Annotated in this window: 20 protein-coding genes; 6 read left to right on the forward strand and 14 right to left on the reverse strand. The window is 66.7% G+C overall.

Annotated elements, in window-relative coordinates; all coding sequences use genetic code 11:
- Positions 1-36 precede the first annotated feature (36 nt).
- Genes QX048_RS05360 through topA form a run of 3 tightly spaced genes read right to left on the reverse strand, consistent with a single transcriptional unit; the run spans position 37 to position 5,637 of the window.
- Entirely contained in the window at positions 37-483 is a 447-nt protein-coding gene (locus QX048_RS05360; RefSeq protein WP_315711344.1) for a DUF983 domain-containing protein, read from the reverse strand.
- Positions 480-2,861, reverse strand: coding sequence for a ribonuclease R (gene rnr / locus QX048_RS05365; protein ID WP_315827252.1), 2,382 nt, complete (start codon positions 2,859-2,861; stop codon positions 480-482). The genes QX048_RS05360 and rnr overlap by 4 nt, the downstream gene beginning before the upstream one ends.
- A 4-nt stretch (positions 2,862-2,865) precedes the next feature.
- A complete protein-coding gene (gene topA / locus QX048_RS05370; protein ID WP_315827251.1) occupies positions 2,866-5,637 on the reverse strand; it encodes a type I DNA topoisomerase in 2,772 nt (923 codons plus the stop codon).
- A gap of 225 nt (positions 5,638-5,862) precedes the next feature.
- Here topA and QX048_RS05375 point away from each other — a divergent pair, with 225 nt between their 5' ends.
- Positions 5,863-6,072, forward strand: coding sequence for a hypothetical protein (locus tag QX048_RS05375; protein ID WP_315712655.1), 210 nt, complete (start codon positions 5,863-5,865; stop codon positions 6,070-6,072).
- Between the two features lie 336 nt (positions 6,073-6,408).
- Here QX048_RS05375 and QX048_RS05380 read toward each other — a convergent pair whose 3' ends face one another.
- The gene (locus tag QX048_RS05380) at positions 6,409-7,020 is read right to left on the reverse strand and encodes an FMN-dependent NADH-azoreductase (protein WP_315827250.1); all 612 of its coding nucleotides are present in this window, start codon (positions 7,018-7,020) and stop codon (positions 6,409-6,411) included.
- 97 nt (positions 7,021-7,117) lie between these two features.
- On the opposite strand from QX048_RS05380, the gene QX048_RS05385 reads away from it, so the two are divergent.
- The gene (locus tag QX048_RS05385; RefSeq protein WP_315711348.1) at positions 7,118-7,516 is read left to right on the forward strand and encodes a helix-turn-helix domain-containing protein; all 399 of its coding nucleotides are present in this window, start codon (positions 7,118-7,120) and stop codon (positions 7,514-7,516) included.
- Positions 7,517-7,519: 3 nt separating this feature from the next.
- Here QX048_RS05385 and dprA read toward each other — a convergent pair whose 3' ends face one another.
- The 5 genes from dprA to QX048_RS05410 all read right to left on the reverse strand — a co-directional run bounded on the left by dprA (position 7,520) and on the right by QX048_RS05410 (position 13,147).
- A complete protein-coding gene (gene dprA, locus QX048_RS05390) occupies positions 7,520-8,638 on the reverse strand; it encodes a DNA-processing protein DprA (protein WP_315827249.1) in 1,119 nt (372 codons plus the stop codon).
- A gap of 62 nt (positions 8,639-8,700) precedes the next feature.
- Entirely contained in the window at positions 8,701-10,095 is a 1,395-nt protein-coding gene (locus tag QX048_RS05395) for a patatin-like phospholipase family protein (RefSeq protein ID WP_315827248.1), read from the reverse strand.
- A gap of 146 nt (positions 10,096-10,241) precedes the next feature.
- Positions 10,242-10,838: a glycerol-3-phosphate 1-O-acyltransferase PlsY gene (gene plsY / locus QX048_RS05400; RefSeq protein WP_316200380.1), complete on the reverse strand. Its 597-nt coding sequence runs from the start codon at positions 10,836-10,838 to the stop codon at positions 10,242-10,244.
- Between the two features lie 30 nt (positions 10,839-10,868).
- Positions 10,869-12,170, reverse strand: a complete 1,302-nt coding sequence (locus QX048_RS05405; protein ID WP_315827246.1) for a dihydroorotase — start codon at positions 12,168-12,170, stop codon at positions 10,869-10,871.
- 23 nt (positions 12,171-12,193) lie between these two features.
- Positions 12,194-13,147, reverse strand: a complete 954-nt coding sequence (locus QX048_RS05410) for an aspartate carbamoyltransferase catalytic subunit (protein ID WP_231325127.1) — start codon at positions 13,145-13,147, stop codon at positions 12,194-12,196.
- Positions 13,148-13,298: 151 nt separating this feature from the next.
- Here QX048_RS05410 and QX048_RS05415 point away from each other — a divergent pair, with 151 nt between their 5' ends.
- Genes QX048_RS05415 through QX048_RS05425 form a run of 3 tightly spaced genes read left to right on the forward strand, consistent with a single transcriptional unit; the run spans position 13,299 to position 16,511 of the window.
- Entirely contained in the window at positions 13,299-14,024 is a 726-nt protein-coding gene (locus QX048_RS05415) for a M15 family metallopeptidase (RefSeq protein ID WP_315729364.1), read from the forward strand.
- 22 nt (positions 14,025-14,046) lie between these two features.
- A complete protein-coding gene (locus QX048_RS05420) occupies positions 14,047-15,690 on the forward strand; it encodes an acyl-CoA dehydrogenase family protein (protein WP_315827245.1) in 1,644 nt (547 codons plus the stop codon).
- Entirely contained in the window at positions 15,687-16,511 is an 825-nt protein-coding gene (locus QX048_RS05425) for a CPBP family intramembrane glutamic endopeptidase (RefSeq protein WP_315827244.1), read from the forward strand. Before QX048_RS05420 ends, QX048_RS05425 begins: the two co-directional genes overlap by 4 nt.
- A 10-nt stretch (positions 16,512-16,521) precedes the next feature.
- Here the strand turns inward: QX048_RS05425 and QX048_RS05430 are convergent, their stop codons facing one another.
- The 3 genes from QX048_RS05430 to QX048_RS05440 all read right to left on the reverse strand — a co-directional run bounded on the left by QX048_RS05430 (position 16,522) and on the right by QX048_RS05440 (position 18,924).
- Complete coding sequence (locus QX048_RS05430; RefSeq protein WP_315827243.1) at positions 16,522-17,445, reverse strand: AEC family transporter; 924 nt, start codon at positions 17,443-17,445, stop codon at positions 16,522-16,524.
- 3 nt (positions 17,446-17,448) lie between these two features.
- Positions 17,449-17,934: a Holliday junction resolvase RuvX gene (ruvX, locus tag QX048_RS05435; protein ID WP_315711358.1), complete on the reverse strand. Its 486-nt coding sequence runs from the start codon at positions 17,932-17,934 to the stop codon at positions 17,449-17,451.
- Positions 17,935-18,081: 147 nt separating this feature from the next.
- Complete coding sequence (locus QX048_RS05440) at positions 18,082-18,924, reverse strand: oxidoreductase (RefSeq protein ID WP_315711360.1); 843 nt, start codon at positions 18,922-18,924, stop codon at positions 18,082-18,084.
- Positions 18,925-18,973: 49 nt separating this feature from the next.
- On the opposite strand from QX048_RS05440, the gene QX048_RS05445 reads away from it, so the two are divergent.
- Positions 18,974-19,573 carry a helix-turn-helix domain-containing protein gene (locus QX048_RS05445; protein ID WP_316200381.1) on the forward strand — a complete coding sequence of 200 codons (600 nt, stop codon included), beginning with the start codon at positions 18,974-18,976 and terminating at the stop codon, positions 19,571-19,573.
- 178 nt (positions 19,574-19,751) lie between these two features.
- On the opposite strand, the gene QX048_RS05450 is transcribed toward QX048_RS05445, so the two are convergent.
- The gene (locus QX048_RS05450) at positions 19,752-20,699 is read right to left on the reverse strand and encodes a cyclase family protein (protein WP_315711362.1); all 948 of its coding nucleotides are present in this window, start codon (positions 20,697-20,699) and stop codon (positions 19,752-19,754) included.
- Between the two features lie 228 nt (positions 20,700-20,927).
- Positions 20,928-21,818 carry a LysR family transcriptional regulator gene (locus QX048_RS05455; RefSeq protein ID WP_315827239.1) on the reverse strand — a complete coding sequence of 297 codons (891 nt, stop codon included), beginning with the start codon at positions 21,816-21,818 and terminating at the stop codon, positions 20,928-20,930.
- Positions 21,819-21,862: the final 44 nt, after the last annotated feature.

Raw genomic sequence — 21,862 nt, forward strand, 5'->3', positions numbered from 1 at the left:
TCCCCGCTTTTTCTTATTCGTTGATTGTCTGGTCGCTCAGACCGGCGGAATGCCTTCCACCGGATTGTCGTCGAAGCCGTGCATGCGGAACGCCCATTGCAGCCCGACGACGGCGCCCTTGACCGGCTGAATCAAGGCGAGCGCGGCGACCAAGGTCACCGGCAGATAGATCGCGAGCTGCAGCGCCACCGGCGGCGCGTAGTTGGTCTCGATCGAGAGCACCAGCGGCACGATGATGTGGCCGACGATGACGATCACGAGATAGGCTGGAAGATCGTCGGCGCGATGCCCGGAGAAATCCTGGCCGCAGCGGTCGCAGTTGTCCGCGACCTTCAGGAAGGCGCGGAACAGCTTGCCCTCGCCGCAGCGCGGGCAGCGGCCGCGCAGGCCGCGCTTCATCGCTGTCCAGACGTCGCGCTTCTCGGCGAGGCCGGTGTCGCGCGTCCACGTCTGCGGGGGCAATGTGCTGGGCGTTGAGGTCATGGCGTCCACGATCTGCCTTTCTTCGATGTGCCGGGCTTGCGTTTTGCCCCTGCCGTTTGACTTTCCTTGCGGTTCTTCTCTTTGTGCTTCGGCCGCGCCTCGGCCTTGGCGCGCTTCGTTGCCTTGCTCTTGGCCCTTGCCTTGATCCCGGCCTTGCCCTTCGGCCGCTCGCGGCGGCCGTGGCGCGAGACAAGCACGTCGGCCTGCGTCAAGAGTTCGAAGCGCAGCGCGCCGGCCACCGGCTGAGCTTCTACCAGACGCACGTCGACGACGTCACCCAGCCGGTGCATGGCACCGCTGCGCTGGCCGATCAGCGCATGCCGCGTCTCATCATAGTCGAAATATTCCGTGCCGAGGGTCCGGATCGGAACCAGGCCGTCAGCGCCGGTCTCGTCGAGCTTGATGAACAGGCCGGCGCGGGTGACGCCGGAAATGCGGCCCTGGAAGGTGGCGCCGACGCGGTCGGCGAGATGATGGGCGATCAGCCGGTCGGCGGTCTCGCGCTCGGCCTTCATCGCGCGCCGCTCGGTCACCGAGATCTGCGCCGCGACCTCGGCGAGATGATCCGGCGTCTCGCTGTCGGGCAGGGCGCCGTCGCCGAGGTTCAGCGCGCGCAGCAGGCCGCGGTGCACGACGAGGTCGGCATAGCGGCGGATCGGCGAGGTGAAATGCGCGTAGCGGCGCAGGTTCAGGCCGAAATGTCCGTAATTGTCGGTCGAATATTCCGCCTGCGCCTGCGAGCGCAGCACGACCTCGTTGACGAGATGCTCGTAGTCCTGGCCGGCCACCAGCGTCAGCACGCGGTTGAACAGCGATGGCCTCAGCGCGCCGCTCTTCGCAAAGGGCACGTCGAGCGTCTTCAGGAATTCCTGCAGCGCATGGATCTTCTCCACCGTCGGCTCGTCATGCACGCGGTAGATCAGCGGCAGTGCCTTCTTCTCCAGCAGTTCGGCCGCGGCGACGTTGGCCGAGATCATGAACTCCTCGATCAGTCTGTGGGCGTCGAGGCGCTCCGGCACGACGACGCGATCGACCGTGCCGTCTTTCTTGAGCAGGATCTTGCGTTCGGGAATGTCGAGGTCGAGCGGATCGCGCGCGTCCCGGCCGCGCTTGGCGACCTCATAGGCGGCATAAAGCGGCTTCAGGATCGGCTCGAGCAGGGGACCGGTGACGTCGTCCGGCTTGCCATCGATGGCGGCCTGCGCCTGTGCGTAGGATAGTTTGGCGGCCGAGCGCATCAGCACGCGGTGGAACGAGTGCGAGCGCTTGCGGCCGTCGGCCCCGAGCACCATGCGCACGGCGAGCGCGCCGCGCGCTTCGCCCGGCACCAGCGAGCACAGGTTGTTGGAGATGCGCTCCGGCAGCATCGGCACGACACGGTCGGGGAAATACACCGAGTTGCCGCGGATGAGCGCGTCGCGATCGAGCGCCGAGCCCGGCCGCACATAGTAGGCGACGTCGGCGATGGCGACATGGACAATGAAGCCGCCGACATTGCTCGGATCGGGATCCGGCTCGGCATGAACCGCGTCGTCGTGGTCCTTGGCATCGGGCGGATCGATCGTGACCAGCGGCAGCTCGCGCCAGTCCTCGCGGCCTTTCAAGGTCGCGGGCTGCGCGGCTTCGGCTTCCGCCACCGCCGCGGCCGAGAAGTCCATCGGGATCTCGTGGGCATGGATCGCGATCAGGCTGATCGCCTTCTCGGTCGCGACCGAGCCGTAACGCTCCTTCACCCGGCCCGAGGGCAGGCCGTAGCCGCGGCCGCGCAGCAGGTCGATGCTGATGAGATCGCCGTCCTTGGCGTCCTTGGTGTCGGCGGGGGCGATGGAGAGCTCGCGTCCGGCCTGCTTCTTGTCGACCGGAATCAGGCGGCCGCCGCCGCCGGGGTTGCTGCGGAAAATGCCGAGCACGCGCGGCCGCGCCTGATCCAGCACCTTGAGGACGCGGCCGCGATAGGACACGCCGCCATCATCCTTGATCGGCTCGACCCGCAGCAGCGCGCGGTCGCCGACGCCGGCCACCGAGCCCGGCCCGGCATGACGCGGCGTGTGGATGCGGATGCGCGGCGGCTCGGACTGCTCGGCCTCGTCCCACTCGGCCGGCTTGGCGATCAATTCGCCGTCGCTGTCGCGCCCGGTGATGTCGGCGACCAGCGTGGCCGGCAGGGTCGCGGTCTCGACGACTTTCTTGCGGCCGCTCTTCTTCACCGTGCCGTCGGCGACGAGCTCGCGCAGCAACTGCTTGAGCGCGACGCGATCGGCGTTCTTCAGGCCGAACGCGCGGGCGATGTCCTTGGTGCCAACCTTGCCCGGATTGGCGCGGATGAAGGCGACGATGGCCTCCCGCGAAGGGAAGCCGATGTCGCGCTTTTGGGTCATTTTCTCATCCGCGGGCCTTGCCGGCGCTTTTCTTGGGGGTCGCCTTGGTCGCAGGCTTGGCCGAGGTCTTGGCGGCCTTGGCGACCGGCGCACGCGCCTTGCTGGTGGAGTCTGATTTCGGTTTGGCGGCCGCCTTCTTCGCCACGGCCTTTTTCGCCGGCTTCGGCGTGTCGTCGTCGCCGCCGGTCTTCGGCTTGGCCTTGCTGGCAGCCGCTTTGCTGGCAGCCTTGGCCGGCTTCGCCGCAGCCTTGCCCTTGGCCTTCTTGCCGCCGCCCTTGGCGGCGCGCTCGTCGAGCAGGGCGATCGCCTCGGCGAGCGTGATCGTATCCTTTTCCTTGTCGCCGGGAATGGTGGCGTTGACGCCGCCGGCGGTGACATAGGCGCCGTAGCGGCCGGCCTTGACGGCGACGGGGCCGAGCGAGGGATGGTCGCCGAGCGCCTTGCCGGGATCGGCGCCGAACCGCTTGCTCGGGCCCTTGGCGATCTTCTCGGCGATCAGGGTGACGGCGCGGTTGAGGCCGATGTCGAACACCTCGTCGCCGGCCTCCAGGCTCGCATACGTCTTGTCGTGCTTCACGAACGGCCCGAAGCGGCCGAGATTGGCGATGATCGGCAGACCCGTCTCCGGATGGATGCCCACCTCACGCGGCAGCGACAGCAGCTTCAGCGCATAGTCGAGCTCGAGGCTCGCGGGCGACGTCCCTTTCGGGATGCCGGCGCGCTTCGGCTTCTCGCCCTCGGCGTAATCCTTCTGCTCGCCGAGCTGGATGTAGGGGCCGAAGCGGCCGGCCTTGACGACGACGTCGAGGCCGGTGTCCGGATCCTGGCCGAGCACGCGGTCGGCCGCGGCCTCGCTGTCGGCGGCGAGCGGGCGGGTGTAGCGGCATTCCGGATAGTTCGAGCAGCCGACGAAGGCGCCGAACTTGCCGGCCTTGAGGTTGAGCCGTCCGGTGCCGCAGGTCGGGCACTGCCGGACGTCGCCGCCATCGTCGCGCGGCGGGTAGATGTGCGGCCCCAGCATCTCGTCGAGCGCGTCGAGCACCTGCGCCACGCGCAGATCCTTGATGTCGTCGACGGCGCCGATGAAGCCGGTCCAGAAATCCTTCAGCACCTGCTGCCAGGCGATCTCGTTGTTGGAGATGCGGTCGAGCTGCTCCTCGAGATCCGCCGTGAAATCGTACTCGACGTAGCGGCGGAAGAAGTTCTCCAGGAAGGCAATGACGACGCGGCCCTTGTCCTCGCCGTGCAGCCGCTTCTTTTCGAGCTTCACATAGCCGCGGTCCTTCAGCACCTGCAGGATCGAGGCATAGGTCGAGGGCCGGCCGATGCCGAGCTCCTCCATGCGCTTGACCAGCGAGGCCTCCGAGAAGCGCGGCGGCGGCTCGGTGAAATGCTGGGTGACCGCGAGATCCTGCCGCTTCAGCGGCTCGTTCGGGCTCATCTGCGGCAGGCGGCGGCCGTCCTCGTCCTCCTCGTCGTCGCGGCCTTCCTGATAGAGGGCGAGGAAGCCGTCGAACTTGATGACCTGGCCAGTGGCGCGCAGCTCCAGGGTACGGGCGCCGGCCTTGGCGACGATGTCGACGGTGGTGCGCTCCAGCTCGGCGGATTCCATCTGGCTCGCGATCGTGCGGGTCCAGATCAGCTCGTAGAGCTTGGCCTGGTCGTCATCGAGCCGCTTGCGTAGCTCGGCCGGCTTGCGCGACAGGTCGGTCGGGCGGATCGCTTCGTGCGCTTCCTGGGCGTTCTTGGCCTTGGCCTGGTACTGGCGCGGGCTCTCCGGCACATATTTGTTGCCGTAGATCTCGCCGATCACCTTGCGGGCCTGGGTGATCGCCGAGCCGTCGATCTGCACGCCGTCGGTTCGCATATAGGTGATGAGACCGGTGGTCTCGCCGCCGATGTCGATGCCTTCATAGAGACGCTGCGCGATGCGCATCGTGTGCGCCGGCGCGAAGCCGAGCTTGCGGCTCGCCTCCTGCTGCAGGGTCGACGTCGTGAAGGGCGCCTGCGGGTTGCGGCGCGCCGGCTTGGCGTCGACGGTCGCGACCGTGTAGCTCGCCGTGTTGAGCGCGGTCTTGAAATCCTCGGCCTCCGCGCCGGTGCCGATGTCGAGCCGCTGGATCTTCTTGCCATCGGCGCCGACGAGACGCGCCTCGAAGGTGTCGCCGCGCGGCGTCGCCAGGGTTGCGATCAGCGACCAGTATTCGCGCGGCACGAACTTCTCGATCTCCAGCTCGCGATCGCAGACGAGGCGCAGCGCGACCGACTGCACGCGTCCGGCCGAGCGGGCGCCCGGCAGCTTGCGCCACAGCACGGGAGAGAGAGTGAAGCCCACGAGGTAATCGAGTGCGCGGCGCGCCATGTAGGCGTCGACCAGCGCACCGTCGATCTGCCGTGGGTGCTTCATCGCCTCCGAGACGGCCTGCTTGGTAATGGCGTTGAAGACGACGCGCTCGATCTTCTGATCCTTGAGCGCGCGCTTCTCCTTCAACACCTCCAGCACATGCCAGGAAATCGCTTCGCCCTCGCGATCAGGGTCGGTGGCGAGAATCAGCCGGTCAGCGCCCTTCAGCGATTTGGCGATGTCGTTGAGTCGGCCCGCCGCCTTGGGATCGACCTCCCAGATCATGCGGAAATTCTCGTCCGGATCGACGGAACCGTTCTTGGCCGGAAGGTCGCGGACATGACCGAAAGAGGCCAGAACCTCGTAGGAGGAGCCCAGATACTTATTGATCGTCTTGGCCTTGGCAGGCGACTCCACGATAACGATATTCATGTATTTCCAATGGCTTAGTGGAAGGGTTGAAGCTGGTTTCGCGGGATTCGCGCACGCCTCGTTGACCCGAACATGGGTGGTGAGGGGGTTCCTGTCAAATCGAGGGATGTTGAAAGGCGATTGCGTTGGACCGGCGAAGTACCTATCAGGTTGTACGGAGCACGATGAGAACCGCGCGCTCTTGAGGTTGTTTTTCGTCAAATTCCTTATGCTGGGTGACGGTTGTTGGCCAAGGCAGCGGACAAAAGCGACCCGGACGTCGAGGCGATGGTGGAGGATCCCGACGCCGCGGCGGCGCTGATCGCCGAGGTGACGGCCAGCCTGTCGCATCTGGCGCAGCGCCATCGTCTCGACATGCTCGATTACCTCCTGCGCATGGCGAACCTTGAGGCCGAGGAGCATCTGAGGCTGCGCAGCCGCCGCAGGCTCTGCTGACGGCCGCCCGCGCTCACCGCCGCGGGGCGAGGGCGGTTTCTCCGGCGCCAGCACCCGGCCGTCCTCAGCAGTCAGCAGCAGCTTGCGAACCGGCCTGCGGGTCGCGCGGTCGACGAGCGCGGTGGCGATCTCGTCGGGGTGCTCGTCGAATTCCTCGCTCCACTGCCGCAGCGCGACCAGGATCGGAAACAGGCCGCGGCCCTTCGGCGATGGCGGTGCCACGAGCTCGCCGGCCGGAGCGCCGATCTTTCGGAGCTAACCGGCCGGGTCGGTGGCGGTTTGAGACCTGCCCCCGGGATTGAAAGCGGTGGCTGCCGGCGGCAGCCACCGCGGGATTCAAGCGGCGAGACCGCCGGCCGTCTGAATCGCCTTCGCCAGCGCCTGCTCGCGATGCTCCGGGCCGATCTGGACACCGTCGGCCGCAACGAATTCGAGATCCGTGACGCCGATGAAGCTGAAGACACTGCGCAAATAGGTCTCCAGGTGTTCGAATGCCGCCATCGGCGTGTCCGCGCCGTAATGGCCGCCGCGCGAGACCGCCACGATAATACGCTTGCCGCCGGCCAGGCCTTGCGGGCCGTTCGGGCCATAGCTGAAAGTCTTGCCCCTGACAGCGATGCGGTCGACCCAGGCCTTGAGCTGGCTCGGGATGGAGAAGTTGTACATAGGGGCGCCGATCACGACGATATCGGCGGCCAGGAACTCCTCCAGCACGGCCTGTCCGGCCGCGACATCAGCTTTCACTGCGGGATCCTCAACGGGCGCACCGTATGCGACGGCGACATGCGTTCCGGACAGATGCGATAGCGGCTCGGCTGCGACATCTCGGTAAGTCACCTCCAGCCCCGGCGTGATCTGGCGCAACCGTGCGACGATCGCGGCGGACACCTGACGGCTGACGGAGTTGGGGCCGAGCACGCTGGAGTCGATGTGGAGGAGTTGGGTCATTGGTCAGTTACCTCGGTATTGGTTTGTAACTGGCGCACTATGAGTGACTGTGCTGTAACCCCACAAGAACGCACATTTTTGAAACCCGGGCACAGCCATGACCCCTGCTGACAGCGATGATCCCGACCTCCCGACGCAGCCAAATCATAATGATTGCCGGGGCGTGGCCTCGATCCTGGCGCGTGTCGGCGACAAATGGAGTGTGTTCGTCATCATGATGCTTCAGGACGGGCCGAAGCGCTTCAATGAGCTGAAGCGGCTCGTCGGCGGCATCTCCCAGCGGATGCTGACCTTGACCCTGCGCGGCCTCGAGCGCGACGGGCTGGTGACGCGGACGGTGTTTCCGACCATCCCGCCGCGGGTGGATTATGAGCTGACCGATCTCGGCCGCGGGCTGTCGCAGCCGGTGCAGGCGCTCGGACAGTGGGCCATGCAGCACCAGGAGCTGATCGAGCAGGCGCGCTCGCGCTTCGACGCGCGCAGGGATGCTGACTGAGCGTCAGGTCAGCGACACCATCCCGCCGCCGTGGCGCTCCAGGCGGCCGGCCAGCTCGAGCTCGAGCAGCACCATGCGCAGCACGGCGGGTGACAGGCCGCTGATCCGGATCAGGTCGTCGATCGACACCGGGGTCGGGCCGAGCAGGGCTGTGATCTGCGCGCGGTCGTGGCTTTCGGGATCGGGGGCGAACAACTCCTCCTCCGGCTCGCGCAGCGAAAAGGGCAGCGGCCGCTCCATGATCGGGCCGACGGCCTGAATGATGTCTGCGGCTTCGGTGACGAGCGCGGCGCCCTGCTTGATGAGATCGTTGGTGCCCGCGCAGCGGGGATCGAGCGGCGAGCCCGGGACGGCGAAGACCTCGCGGCCCTGTTCGCCGGCCATGCGCGCCGTGATCAGCGAGCCCGATCGATGCGCGGCCTCGACGACGACGACGCCGAGCGAGGCGCCTGATATCAGCCGGTTGCGGCGGGGAAAGTCGCGGGCGCGCGGCTCGTGTCCGAGCGGCATCTCGGAGATTGCGGCGCCGCTGCCACTGATGATGGCGCCGAGCAGGTCGACGTGCTCCGGCGGATAGATCCGGTCATGGCCGCCGGCGAGCACCGCGACCGTGCCGCTGCCGAGGCTCGCGCGATGCGCAGCCTGATCGATGCCGCGGGCGAGGCCGGAGATGACGACGAAGCCGGCCTGGCCGAGCTCATGAGCGATCTGGCCGGCGAATTTCAGCCCGGCGGCCGAGGCGTTGCGCGAGCCGACGATGGCGATCATCGGGCGCATCAACGTCTCGCGGGCGCCACGCACCGCGAGCAGCGGAGGCGCATCCTCGCAGGTGGCGAGGCGGGGCGGATAGCCGTCTTCGTCTGGCGCCCGCAGTTCGACACCTTGCCGTTTGCAGGCTTCGAGTTCGGCCTCGGCTTCGCCGACCGTGCAGATCCGGCCGGCTCCGGCCGCGCCGCCGCGGCGTGCCAGATCGGGCAGCCGGTCGAGCGCTACGCGCGCGGTGCCGAAATGGTCGAGCAGCGAGCGGAAGGTGCGCGGGCCGACATTGTCGGACCGGATCAGGCGCAGCCGGTCGCGCCGCTCGGTGTCGCTCAGCTCGATCGTCGTGTTGATGGCATCCACGCAAAGCCCCCTTTACCGGGGACTAGAATGGAGCAACCCGAGGACGCAGGGAAGAGGGCGCGCTACGCCGGCGCGACGTCGCGCACATCCTCGGACTCGGACACCGGAGACGATAGCACCGGCTGTTCGCCCTGGATGGCTGGCGTGGTGCCGACCGGAGCTTCGCGCAGCCAGCGCTCGGCTGCGTCGCGTCCGCGCTGGTACAGCAGCTCGACGAAGTCGCTGCCGAGATCGGTCGCATCGCGCTGTGCCAGGGCTTCGATCTCGTCCTCGGCCGCAAGCCGATGGACGCGCGGCGGATGCAGGCCGTCGCTGCGCGCCCATTCGAGCGCCGCGAGCTCGGCGTTCAGGACCGCATTGCCGGCGATCTGGTCGAGGCGGCGATCGATCGCGGCCGAGGTCATCGGGACATGGCCGTCGCGCGCGGGCGTGACCTGAACGACCAGCAGGTCGGCGGCGCTGGACTCATGCGCGATCTGGATCAGCGGCGGATTGGTGACGTAGCCGCCGTCCCAATACGCTTCGCCCTCGATGTCGACAGCGGCGTGCAGTTGCGCGGGACAGGTGGAGGCGAGCAGTGCATCCGGCGTGATGCCGGCATTGCGGAAGATCTGCGGCAGGCCGTCACGAGCCCGGGTCGCCGCAACCAGCAGGCGGGGCGCGGCCGGGCCCTGCACGGCGTCGAAATCGATCGTCTCGCGGAGGATGTCGCGGAGCGGATCGAGATCGAGCGGGTCGGCGCGTCCGCCGCGCAGCCCCGCACCGAATGACACCGAGCTGCTCGCCGGCGAGTACGCGCCGATCACCAGCAGCGATCGGAACGACGCCTCCTCCATCAGCCGGGTCCAGAACAAAGCGAGCCGGTTGCGCGCCTCGTCGCGGCCGCCCTTGGCGAGCCCGCTCGCGAGCAGCGCGGCGTTGACCGCACCGGCGCTGGCGCCGCTGATGGTGTCGAAGTCGCAACCGGGTTCCTCGAGCAGGCGATCGAGCACGCCCCAGGTGAAGGCCGAGAACGTTCCGCCGCCCTGCAGGGCCAGCGACAGCTTGCGCGGCGGCCATGTCCGGGGCGGCGGCGGCAGCGTAACCGTTGCGATCGTCTCCGCGAGCGTTCGCTCGGGCGCCTCTGCGGTCTTGGTCTCGCTGATCACGGGCGTGCTCGTGGCCGCCATGATCATCTCGGCGACGGCCGGCGCGCCATCGGCTCGTTCCGGCGCAGGGCTGGGCTCGGATATTTCGGCGGGGAGCGCGACGTCCGACATGACCGGCCCGGCAGGCGTCTCGGGCGTCTGTGCCGGTTCTGCAGCGGCCGTGATGCCGGTCGACCAGATCTCAGCGGCCGATAGCAGCAGGCTGGCGTTCGACCGGGCCGGGGCCGCCTTCTGCTGCGCCGGAGCCTGATCAGTACGGTCATCGTGCGTGGCCGACGAACCGCTGGAACTGGTCTTGCGTAACCACATGCAGGAATCATGACAGGCAATCATGATTCACGCCAGAGTCCCGCGTTAACTTATGAGCTGATGAATCGCCGGTGTTGCCGTGCAGCCGCTGTGAAATCAGGCGCAACACAGGTTTTCCGTATTTGCTCCGTATTTGTCCGGAGCGACTACTTCTTCGCCCCGATCTTGCCCTCGGTGCCCGACTGCAACCGCTTGATGTTTTCGCGATGCATGTAAATGAGCAACAGTGTGAGCAGGGCGAACAAGGCCGCCAGCGCGGTGTGGCCGAATGCCCACAACACGATGGGTGTCAGCACGCTGGCGACGAGTGCCGCGAGTGATGAGTAGCGGAGCGCGAATGCGGTGGCGAGCCAGACCAGGCAGAAGAAGATCGCGCCCGGCCAGAACAGACCGATCAAAATACCGATGTAAACGGCGACACCTTTGCCGCCGCGGAACTTCAGCCACACCGGGAACAAGTGACCGAGGAAGGCGCCGAGGCCCGCGATCATCGCGGCATTCGGGCCGCCGAGATAGCCCGAGATGATGACCGCCGCCGTGCCCTTCAGCGCGTCGCCGAGCAGGGTTGCTGCCGCGAGCCCCTTGCGTCCGGTGCGCAGCACGTTGGTGGCGCCGATATTGCCGGAGCCGATGCTGCGCAGATCCTGCGTGCCGGCCAGCTTGGTCAGGATCAGGCCGAACGGGATCGACCCCAGGAGATAGCCGATAATGAGAGCGACCGGCGGGAAGGCTTCGGAACCCATCACACCACTCCTTCCAAGCTTCGCCTTGCGTCAGACATGTTCGAACACGGTGCGGCCGCCGACGATGGTGCGGACCACGCGGCCGGTGAAGCGGGCTTCGTCGAACGGCGTGTTCTTGCACAGCGATTTGAGGTCGGCCGGATCGAGGATCCAGGGCACGTCCGGATCGATCACGATGATGTCGGCCGGCGCGCCTGCCCGCAAGGTGCCGCCGGGCAGGCCGAGCAGCTCGGCGGGCCGCGTCGACATGGCGCGGATCAGGGTCGTCCAGCTCAGCTCGCCATTGTGCACGAGCCGCAACGCCGCCGGCAGCATGGTCTCGAGCCCGACCGCGCCGCTCGCAGCCTCCGCGAACGGCAGCCGCTTGACCTCGACGTCCTGCGGCGTGTGGTCCGACATGATGACGTCGATGAGGCCCGAGGCCAGCGCTTCGACCAATGCGCGGCGGTCGGCCTCGGTGCGCAGCGGCGGCGTCAGCTTCAGGAAGGTGCGGTAGGGGCCGATGTCGTTCTCGTTCAGCGTCACGTGGTTGATCGAGACCGACGCGCTCACGGTGAGGCCAGCTTCGCGCGCGCGCCTGAGAATGTCGAGCGAGTCCACCGAGCTCAGCGCGGCCGCGTGATAGCGGCCCTTGCTGAGCGCCACCAGGCGCATGTCGCGTTCGAGTACCACGGCTTCCGCTGCAGGCGGGATGCCGTAGAGGCCGAGCCGCGAGGCGAACTCGCCTTCGTTCATGACGCCTTCGCCGACGAGATTGGGATCTTCGGTGTGATGCACGATCAGGGCGTCGAAATCCCGCGCATAGGTCAGTGCGCGGCGCATCACCTGCGCGTTCATCACGCTGGTGTGGCCGTTGGAGAAGGCGACGGCGCCGGCGGCGCGCAACAGCCCGATCTCGGTCATCTCCTCGCCGCGCAGGCCCTTGGTCAGCGCCGCCATCGGCTGGATGTTGACGATCGCGGTGTCGCGGGCGCGGCGCAGCACGAAGTCGACGGTCGCCGAATTGTCGATCACCGGCTCGGTGCCGGGCTGGCAGATGATGGTGGTGATGCCGCCGGTCGCCGCCGCCTGACTGGCGCTGGCAAAGGTCTCGCGATGGCCCAGACCCGGCTCGCCGACGAAGGCGCACATGTCGATCAGGCCGGGGGCCACGATCTTGCCTGCGCAGTTGACGACATCGGTGCCCTCGGGCACGCCCGCGGCGCCGATGCCGCGCTTGAGGTCACGGATCACGCCGTCGGCGATCAGCACGTCGCCGGGGCCGTCGAAGTCGCGGGAGGGATCGATGACGCGCGCATTGGCGAGCAGGATCGGGCGGCGGTCGGTCAGCATGGCGTTTGGTCCCGACTTCTGTATCACGCGTTGGGCAGGTTGCGGGCCAGTGCTTCGAGCACGGCCATGCGCACGGCAACCCCCATTTCGACCTGTTCCCGGATCAGCGATTGCGCGCCATCGGCAACGATGGACTCGATCTCGACGCCGCGGTTCATCGGTCCCGGATGCATGACCAGCGCGTCGGGCTTGGCGTAAGCGAGCTTCTTCTGATCGAGCCCGAAATACTGGAAATATTCCGATGAGGACGGCACGAACGAGCCGTTCATGCGCTCGCGCTGCAGCCGCAGCATCATGACGATGTCGGCGCCGTTGAGCCCTTCGCGCATGTCGCGCGCGACCTCGACGCCCATCCGCTCGATGCCCGGCGGCAGCAAAGTGGAGGGCGCGACGACGCGGACGCGGGCGCCCATCGTATTCAGCAGCAGGATGTTGGAGCGCGCGACGCGCGAATGCAGCACGTCGCCGCAGATCGCGATCACCAGCCCCTCGATGCGGCCCTTGTTGCGGCGGATGGTCAGCGCATCGAGCAGCGCCTGGGTCGGATGCTCATGCGCGCCGTCACCGGCATTGATCACGGAGCCGTCGACCTTGCGCGCCAAGAGCTCCACCGCGCCGGAGGCGTGGTGACGGACGACCAGGATGTCCGGATGCATCGCGTTCAGGGTGACCGCGGTGTCCATCAGGGTCTCGCCCTTGCGCATGGACGAGGACGACACCGACATGTTCATGACGTCGGCGCCGAGCCGCTTGCCAGCGATCTCGAACGACGACTGGGTCCGCGTCGAGGCCTCGAAGAACAGGTTGACCTGGGTGCGGCCGCGCAGCACGGTGCGCTTCTTGTCGACCTGACGATTCAGTTCGACATACTCCTCGGACAGATCGAGGAGGCCGGTGATGTCGTGGGCGGAAAGGCCCTCGATTCCCAGCAAATGCCGGTGCCCGAGGACGAAAGTCGATTTCGGAGAGGTTGCCATTAAAGCCAGAGCTATAGGCGCGGTTTCCATGGGGGGCAAGGCCGAAAGCCGGGGTTCCGAGTTTTCCCCCGTTCCGTCTTCCGAGCCTCTCGGGCGGCTCCAAACCGGGGACTGGCGGGCCATCGCCGGAAGAGGTCCGCTCCGATATGCCCTGATCCTGCTGGCGGCGATCGTGCCGGCCGGTGCGGCCGCGTTGCCGTTCGATTTCGTCTATCTCCGCGACATCGACCCGACGATCCTCCAGGACATCCGTTATGCCGGCAGCAACAATTTCGTCGGCCGCCCTTTGCCGGGCTACGAGGCGGCCGAATGCGTCGTGACGCGTGACGTGGCGCGGCGGCTGCAGGCGGCTCAGGCCGAGCTGCGGCCGCGCGGCCTGTCGCTGAAGATGCTCGACTGCTACCGGCCGGTGCGTGCGGTCGCAGAGATGCTGGCCTGGTCGCAGGACGGCGTCGAGACCGCGGCCGGCCGCCGCTACACTCCGCGCATTGCCAAGCAGGACCTGTTCCGTCTCGGCTATATCGCCGTGCGTTCGGGCCATTCGACCGGTGCGGCGCTCGATCTCACGCTGGTCGAGCTCGCGGCCGACAATTCCGCGGCGTTCGACCCGGCCAAGGACTACGCGGACTGCACCGCGCCCGCAGCGCTACGCGCGCCCGAGGGCAGCGTCGACATGGGAACCGGCTACGATTGTTCCGACGTGAAGGCTCATACCGCCGCGCAGAACCTGACACCGGAGCAGCGCCGCTGGCGCAACGAACTGGTCGCGGTGATGGCGCGGCAAGGTTTTGTGAACTATGCCAAGGAGTGGTGGCACTTTTCGCTGCCGGGCGCTGGCGCGACGACTTATGTTTTTCCCATTCGGCCGCGCCGATGATCGATCTCTGTAGGGCACGGCCATGACGCAGTCTTCCTTCGCGACCCATGAGGTCTTCAACCAGTCGCCGCCGTTCGAGGACGTCAACCTGTTCACGGCCGACCGGCCCTTGATGGATGCCTTGAAGGCCAATGATGGTGCCGGGGCCGAGCAGGAGCTGACAGCTTTCGGCAAGCTATGGGGCTCGGCTGCGATGGCCGAGCAGGGCCGGCTCGCCAACGAGAACACGCCGAAGCTGCGCAGCTTCGACGCCAAGGGCTTTCGGCGAGACGTCGTCGAATTTCATCCGGCCTACCATGCGATGATGACGCGCTCGGCCGCAGCCGGCCTGCACAATTCGACATGGACGGCAGAAGGCCAGCCCGTCGGCGGCTGCTCGGAGGTGGTGCGCGCCGCGAAGTTCTATATCGCCTCGCAGGTCGAGAGCGGCCATCTCTGCCCGATCACCATGACGCGGGCCTCGGTGGCGGCGCTGGCCGCCCAGCCTGATCTGCTGGCAAGAGCGATGCCGGTCATCGCGACCGATGACTACGATCCGGCGTTTGCGCCGTGGTGGCAAAAGCGCGGCATGACACTCGGCATGGGGATGACCGAGAAGCAGGGCGGGACCGACGTGCGCGCCAACCTGACGCGCGCTGAGCGTACCACCGATGGCTATCGCATCACGGGGCATAAATGGTTCATGTCGGCGCCGATGTGCGACGCCTTCCTGGTGCTGGCGCAGGCCGATGCCGGCCTGACCTGCTTCTTCATGCCGCGCTTCAAGCCGGATGGCTCGGTGAACGCGATCCAGTTCCAGCGCTTGAAGGACAAGCTCGGCAACCGCTCCAATGCCTCGTCGGAGGTGGAGTTCGTCGGCGCCTATGCCGAGCGGGTCGGCGACGAGGGCAGGGGCATCAGCACCATCATCCAGATGGTGCAACTGACGCGGCAGGATTGCGCGATCTCGTCTGCTGGCCTGATGCGCTCGGGGCTCGCGCACGCGCTGCATCATGCGCGCCATCGCAGCGTGTTCCAGAAGCATCTCGCCGACCAGCCGCTGATGCAGGCGGTGCTCGCCGACATGGCTCTCCATGTCGAGGCGACGGTGGCGCTGGTGATGCGGCTGTGTCAGGCGTTCGATCGCGCGCCTCTGTCGCCGCGGGAGGCGAACTACGTGCGGCTGCTGACACCGGCGATCAAATACTGGGTCTGCAAGAGCGCGCCGCCGTTCCTGTATGAGGCGATGGAATGCCTGGGCGGCAACGGCTATGTCGAGGACGGCATCCTCGCCCGCCATTTCCGGGAGTCGCCGGTCAATGCGATCTGGGAAGGCTCGGGCAACGTCATGTGCCTGGACGTGCTGCGGGCGCTGGCGCGCGAGGCGGAGGCGGCCGCGCACGTCCTGATGCATCTGAAAGCAGAGACCAGCGGGTTGCCCGGCGCGGCGGAGTCGCTCGCCTTCATCGAGACCAGCTTCCGCCGGCCGGATTCCGAGCGCGTCGCGCGCCTCGCAGTCGAGAAGTTGGCGCTGCTCGCAGCCGCCGCCGCGCTCAACCTCGTTATGCCCGCTCATGCGGAGCTGTTCGCCGCCACGCGGCTCGCCAATGTTCACCCGAGCATGTATGGCGCGGTCGATCTCGATCGCTCAGACATCCGTAGCTTGCTGGAGCGCGCGCTGCCTTGACCGACACTCCCGAAGCCGCCGTGATGGATTCGCTCGATCCGGGCAACCCGCCGCAGCAGGTCGCTCCGGCGCAGCATCAGCCGCGCACGCTCGGCTTCTGGCGCACCTTGCTGTGGGGCCTCCTCATCATCGTCGTGTTCTTCATCGGCCAGCTGACTCCGATCGTCTATTTCCTGCTGCGCCATGAGGGTCCAATCGACAGCATGGCCGCGTTTCAGTTGGCCATGATCCAGATTGCGAGCCGGTCGCTCACGGTCTCGCTGTCGGCGATCATGGGCGTTCCGGCCATTTTGATCCCGATCTATTTTGCCGTCCGCCACACCCGCATGTCGTTCGTCGACTATCTGGGCCTGCGCTGGACCGGCTGGAAGAATTTCGCCTTTGGCGTTGTCGGGATGGTCGTGATCCTGGGCTGCTGGGAGCTGGCGGCGCAGCTGACGGGACGCGAAGAGAAGTCGGCGAGCTTCATGGTGGACATCATGAAGACCGCCAGAGGCGACGGCGTGGTCTGGCTGATGGTCATCGCCTTCTGCGTCGCCGCACCGGTGTCGGAAGAGTTGATGGCGCGTGGCTTTCTCTACCGCGGCTGGTCGGACTCCTTCCTGCGCGTGCCCGGCGCCATCGTGCTGTCGTCCTTGCTGTGGACCGTGCTGCATCTGCAGTACGACTGGTTCGCCCTGATCAACGTGTTTTCCCTCGGCGTGTGGTTCGGCTATCTGCGCTCTCGTACCCACTCCACCTATCTGACCATGGTGCTGCACGGCCTCAACAACCTCGCCGCCACGGTGCAGACCATGTGGCTGGCCAGCGGTTCTTCCTGAACGGACGCGTTCAGCTCGCCCAGGCGATCGCGAGCGGCATGGTCAGCGCCGCCAGCACCGTTTGCAGCGAGATGATCTGCGCCAGCAGCGGCGCGTCGCCGCCCATCTGCTTGGCCAGCACATAGGCGCTCGGCGAGGTCGGCACCGCCGCGCAGATCGCGACGACGACGAGGCTCGGGCCGGTGACGCCGAACCATCCGGCGAGCCCGATCGCGAGAAGGGGCATCAAGACCAGCTTGAGCACGACGCCGAGCGCAGCGGCCGGGCCAGCGCGGCGCAAGCCTTCGAAGTGCAGGCCGGCGCCGGTCACCAGCAGGCCGATCGGCAGCGAGGCCTGTCCGAGCGCATCGGCGGCATCGTGCCAGAGCTTTGGCAGCGGCATATGCGCCACGTTCAGTGCGAGCCCGGCGATGCAGGCCCAGATCAGCGGATTGCGCACGATGGTGGCAAGGATCTCACGGATCGAGCGGCGGGTCGGCGAGGCGTAGTGGGCGAGCACGGCGACGCTGAACACGTTGACCATTGGGATGATCGCGATCATCGCCACCGACGCCGCCGCAAGCCCGGACGCGCCGAACAGGCTGCCGGCGACGCTGAGCGCGACGTAGGTCTGCCAGCGGGTTGCCCCTTGGAAGATCGAGGTGAAGGCCGGACCATCGATGCCGGAGCGGGTGAGCAGCGGCCGCAGCGCGAGGCACAGCGCCGACATCGCCAGCATCGCCAGGAACAAGGCGCCGCCGATGCCGGCGACCGGCACCTTGCCGAGATCGGCCTTCACCAGGCTCTGCATCAGCAGCGCCGGAAACAGCACATAATAAGTCAGCCGCTCGAGCCCGTGCCATTGCGTATCCAGCCGGATCAGGCTGCGCCGCAGGCCGAAGCCGACCACGATCAGCAGGAATACCGGCGCGAGCGCCGCGGCGACGGGGCTCATGGGCTAGCGACCGGACTGGCGCAACGTCGCAAGCCGATCGAGCGCTCCCTGCAGGATGAAGATCGCCGCATGCGTGTCGATCACCTCGGCGCGCCTGGCGCGGCTGACATCCATGCCGATCAGCTCGCGCTCGACCGCCGCCGTCGACAGCCGCTCGTCCCACAGGCCGATCGGCAGGTCGGTGAGGCCGGCGAGATTGCGCGCGAACGCCCGGGTCGACTGCGCCCGCGGCCCCTCGCTGCCATCCATGTTGATGGGTAGGCCCAGCACCAAGCCGACCACCTTGCGCTCGGTGCAAATCGCCAGCAGTCGCGCCGCGTCGGCCTTGAAGGCCTTGCGCTGGATCGTCTCGACGCCGGTGGCGAGCCGCCGGTCCGGATCGGACACGGCGACGCCGATGGTCTTGGTGCCGAGATCGAGGCCGACGAGCGCGCCGCGCTCGGGCCAGCGGCCAGCGGCTTCGATGAGGGGGAGGATGGGGGCGGGCATGGCAATGCGCTTAACACGCAGGTGCGTGGCGGGCCAGCAGGTGAGGACGTGCATCGCTTCGCCGCCCCGATGAAGCTCACGCACGCGAGTCGACCGGCCCAGATGTCGAGCGTTGCAGTCTTTCCCGGATGCGCCGGCTTTGGATCATCAAGCGAAGCTGGTGGAGCGCGAGAGCTTGTTCCAGGCACTCACTTCGGCTTTCATGCCCTCGATCTTCTGCTCGACCAGGGCCAGCGCGTCCTCACCGAGGAACAGCCGCACAGGCGGTTTTTCGGCTTCCACGAGGGCAAGCAATGCCTGTGCGGCCTTCGCGGGATCGCCGGGTTGGTTTCCGCTCTTGGCCAATCGGGCGGCGCGAATCGGATCCATGACGGCGTCGTAGTCCGAGATGCTGCGCGGCGTGCGATCCATGGACCGTCCTGCCCAATCGGTACGAAACTGACCGGGCGCAAGTGCAATGACGCGGATGCCGAAGGGGGCCACTTCCTTGCCGAGCGACTCCGAGATGCCCTCCAGCGCGAACTTGCTGCCGCAATAGAAGCTGATCCCGGGCATGGTGATGAAGCCGCCCATGGAGGTCACGTTGACGATATGGCCGCGCCGCCTCGCGCGCATCCCCGGCAACACGGCCTTCATCATCGCGACAGGGCCGAACACGTTGGCGGCGAACTGCCGCTGCAGATCGTCGAGCGAGGACTCCTCCAGCGTGCCCTCGTGACCGTAGCCGGCATTGTTCACCAGGACGTCGATCGCGCCAATCTGCTTCTCGGCCTCTGCCACAGCAGCCGGGATTGCATCGAAATCGGTAACATCGATCACGAGAGGATGAGCCTTGCCCGCTGCAAGCGCGGCAAAAGCCTCGGCATCCCCGACCCTTCGCACGGTCCCGATCACCCGATGGCCGGCGGCCAGCGCGCCCTTTGCGAACGCTCGGCCCAAGCCCGAACTGACGCCAGTGACGAGGAAAATCTTCGATTCGGCAGCCGCCATCGTACAACTCCGCATGACAAGGTTATCTATATCATGATATAGATATTGCATGGTACCTCGCAAGACCGAACATTCATCCATTGGCATGAGAGGCGAGCCGCTTCGTCGGCACGTCCTCGATGCGGCAGAGCGGCTTCTCCGTCAGGGCAGGGCCGATTTCTCGATGCGAGACCTTGCCGCTGAGGCGGGGGTCAGCTTCGCGACGCCGTTCAATCAGTTTGGCAACAAGGCGGCGATCATGCAGGCTCTCTCCATACGTCGGATCAACACCATGGAGACGCGGTACACCGCCGCGCCACCATCGAGAGATGCGAAGACACGCGTGCTATTGGCTATTGATACGGCGGTGGCGGTGATGTTGGAGAATCCAGACGTGAACCGGACCGTGATGGGATGGCTGGGTGCCGCCCAGGCTTCGCCCGGTCAGACGCTTTCCCGATCGACTGCCTTCTGGGCACTGGCCTTGGGAAAGGGAGAGGGACTGACGGCCAGCCGGCGAGAACAAGCGCTGTGCTGCCTTCCAGAGCAACTCGCCTTCAGTTTCCGCGGCGTGTTGTCCTTCTGGACTGCGGGCGAATTGTCGGACGCGGCGCTCGCCCCGCGTGCGCGAGACATGGCGAGTGCCTTGTTGCTCGCCTACCTCCATTAACGTCCGATAGGGGCGGCTTGGTCGACTGACCGACCGATCCCAGGTCTGTGTCGGCCGGCTCGCTCCAGGCGCGCCTGCGGCGGACTCCTTGTCCAAGGCTTGCTTTCGCAGGACGATTCCAGACTCCTCGTGAGGACGCGGCGCTCCCGGGATGCCCTCACGAGGAGATCGGCGGAGCTTAACGGATCGCGATCGGGTTGATCATGCCCTGGACGCCGCCGCGCCAGCGCGGCTGACCCAGCACGAACAGGAACTCGTAGCCCTTGTCCTTGGCGAGGTCGGCCGTGTTCATGTTCTCCAGGATGTAGGTCCCGTTCATGGCGAGCAGGATCTGGTGCACCTCGAACAGGTTCGGCGACTCGAACGGGATCGCCTCCACCGCCCAGTTGTCGGCCCCGACCGCGACCACGCCCTTCGAGGTCAGGTATTTGGCGCCCTCGACGCCGAGACCGGGCTCGCCGGCGCCGTAACGCTTATCGTCCTTGCCGATCAAACCAAGCCAGCCGGTGTGGAAGATCACGATGTCGCCCTGGCGGATCTCGACGCCCTGCTTCTTGGCAGCTTCCTCGATCTCCTTGACGTTGAACGCGGTGCCTTCCTTGACCACGTCGGTGTTGTAATAAGCCGCCATGTCGAGCAGCACGCCGCGCGCCACCAATGGCGGCACCTTCTCGATGCCGAGCTTCTTCAGGCCGGTCGGATCGGCGAAGTCGAGCAGCTTGTTGCCGTTGTAATAGACGTGCTCGATGCCGAGATGGCCGAGCCCGTCGATCTGGCTGCCGACGCCGACCCAGCCTTCGACGATGTCGTCATTGTAGGTCGCCTTGTTCGGGCCGAGGCCGGGAATTCCGGCCTGGCCCGGCTGCACCACGGTGATCTTGAACGAACGCGGCGGATAGGCCGGCGTCTTGGAATCGACGATCATGCCGAGCGGGTAGGTCTTGCCGGTCTTCACCAGCGAGGCGGCTTTGACCACGAGCTCCGGCGTGATGTAGTTGGCCGCGCCGATCTCGTCCTGTGGGCCCCATTTCGATTTCGTCCAATCCGGGGTCTTGTCCTGGGCATTCGCCGTCCCGATCGCACCCATCATGGCAATCGAGCAGCACAACACGAACGCGTTGCGCATCGCATTTCCTCCGACATGTTGACGTTTGTTCTGTTTCGCGCTGGCCAGCGCTGCATCCTAACGTAGTAGAGGATGGCCAGACAAAGCTATTTCGCGCGCGTGCGCTGCACAGCGCCCGAAAGTCGCATCGGTCGAAATGGCTGTTTTTCCCTGCGCGAAAACGTCATTTCGCGCAATGGAATGCGCCGTTCGCTGGCGATGCTCAGCACAATCTTTGAATGAATCGCGTCAGGCTGCGATGTCGTGGTCCCGGCCGGCGAGTCCGGCCATGAAGGCCGAGAGGCCGCTGCTGCGATGCGCCGCGCGGCGGTGGATGAACAGGGTTTCGACGCGTCCATGACTTGGATCGAGCGTGTGCAGGCTGACGCTGCCGATCATCTCGTTTCGCGTCACCACAGCGCGTGGCAGCAGCGCGACGCCCATGCCAGCGGCGACGCAGCCGATCATGCCGTCGAGCGTACCGAGCTCGATGCGCGCGGCCGCGGGCCAGCCGAAATCGTTGAAGACCTGCTCCAGCCGCTGCCGGTAGGTGCAGCCGGCCCTGAACACCAGCGCCGTCGGGCCGGAGGCAGCCGTGGCCGCACGCAAGGCTGACAGGCTTTCAAAGCGCCGGGCCGTCACCAGCACCAGCTCTTCCTCGAAGGCGATGATACCCGAGAGCTCGGGATGTTCGATCGGGCCGGCCACGAAAGCGCCCTCGAGCGTCCCGTCGAGTACGGCGGCCACCAGCTCGGCGGTTGGCGCCGTGCGCAGACCGAGGGCGACAGCCGGGAAGCGCCGATGAAAATCCGCGAGCAGCGTCGGCAGGCGCACGGCGGCGGTCGTCTCCATCGAGCCGATCGTCAGCGGTCCTCTCGGCTCGCCGTCATCGCGCGCGGCGAGCAGCGCTTCGCGCGACAGCGCCGCCATCCGGTCGGCGTAAGGCAGAAGTCGCAGCCCGGCATGGGTCAGGGTCATGCCGCGGCTGTGCCGCTCGAACAGTGCGGTGCCGATCTCGCCTTCCAGCGCCTTGATCCGCTGGGTCACGTTGGACTGCACCGTGTTGAGGGCCTCAGCAGCGCGGGTGATGCCGCCGCTGCGCGCCACGGCTGCAAAGGTTTCGAGGTCGCTCAGTTCCACGCCGATCTCCGTTTTGAATCTGCGATGGCAGAGTTCTCAAGTAT

The organism is Bradyrhizobium sp. SZCCHNS30572 (assembly GCF_032484415.1).
Lineage (GTDB): Bacteria > Pseudomonadota > Alphaproteobacteria > Rhizobiales > Xanthobacteraceae > Bradyrhizobium.

Bases quoted from the DNA above. Each gene is read 5' to 3' on its own strand.
- QX048_RS05405 (WP_315827246.1), bottom strand. From the start codon at position 12,170: ATGCTGACCGACCGCCGCCCGATCCTGCTCGCCAATGCGCGCGTCATC.
- QX048_RS05430 (WP_315827243.1), bottom strand. From the start codon at position 17,445: ATGAGCCCCGTCGCCGCGGCGCTCGCGCCGGTATTCCTGCTGATCGTG.
- QX048_RS05445 (WP_316200381.1), top strand. From the start codon at position 18,974: ATGGTACCTCGCAAGACCGAACATTCATCCATTGGCATGAGAGGCGAG.
- plsY (WP_316200380.1), bottom strand. From the start codon at position 10,838: ATGGGTTCCGAAGCCTTCCCGCCGGTCGCTCTCATTATCGGCTATCTC.
- QX048_RS05440 (WP_315711360.1), bottom strand. From the start codon at position 18,924: ATGGCGGCTGCCGAATCGAAGATTTTCCTCGTCACTGGCGTCAGTTCG.
- ruvX (WP_315711358.1), bottom strand. From the start codon at position 17,934: ATGCCCGCCCCCATCCTCCCCCTCATCGAAGCCGCTGGCCGCTGGCCC.
- QX048_RS05395 (WP_315827248.1), bottom strand. From the start codon at position 10,095: ATGTGGTTACGCAAGACCAGTTCCAGCGGTTCGTCGGCCACGCACGAT.
- topA (WP_315827251.1), bottom strand. From the start codon at position 5,637: ATGAATATCGTTATCGTGGAGTCGCCTGCCAAGGCCAAGACGATCAAT.
- QX048_RS05385 (WP_315711348.1), top strand. From the start codon at position 7,118: ATGACCCCTGCTGACAGCGATGATCCCGACCTCCCGACGCAGCCAAAT.
- rnr (WP_315827252.1), bottom strand. From the start codon at position 2,861: ATGACCCAAAAGCGCGACATCGGCTTCCCTTCGCGGGAGGCCATCGTC.
- QX048_RS05450 (WP_315711362.1), bottom strand. From the start codon at position 20,699: ATGCGCAACGCGTTCGTGTTGTGCTGCTCGATTGCCATGATGGGTGCG.
- QX048_RS05420 (WP_315827245.1), top strand. From the start codon at position 14,047: ATGACGCAGTCTTCCTTCGCGACCCATGAGGTCTTCAACCAGTCGCCG.
- QX048_RS05380 (WP_315827250.1), bottom strand. From the start codon at position 7,020: ATGACCCAACTCCTCCACATCGACTCCAGCGTGCTCGGCCCCAACTCC.
- QX048_RS05360 (WP_315711344.1), bottom strand. From the start codon at position 483: ATGACCTCAACGCCCAGCACATTGCCCCCGCAGACGTGGACGCGCGAC.
- QX048_RS05410 (WP_231325127.1), bottom strand. From the start codon at position 13,147: ATGGCAACCTCTCCGAAATCGACTTTCGTCCTCGGGCACCGGCATTTG.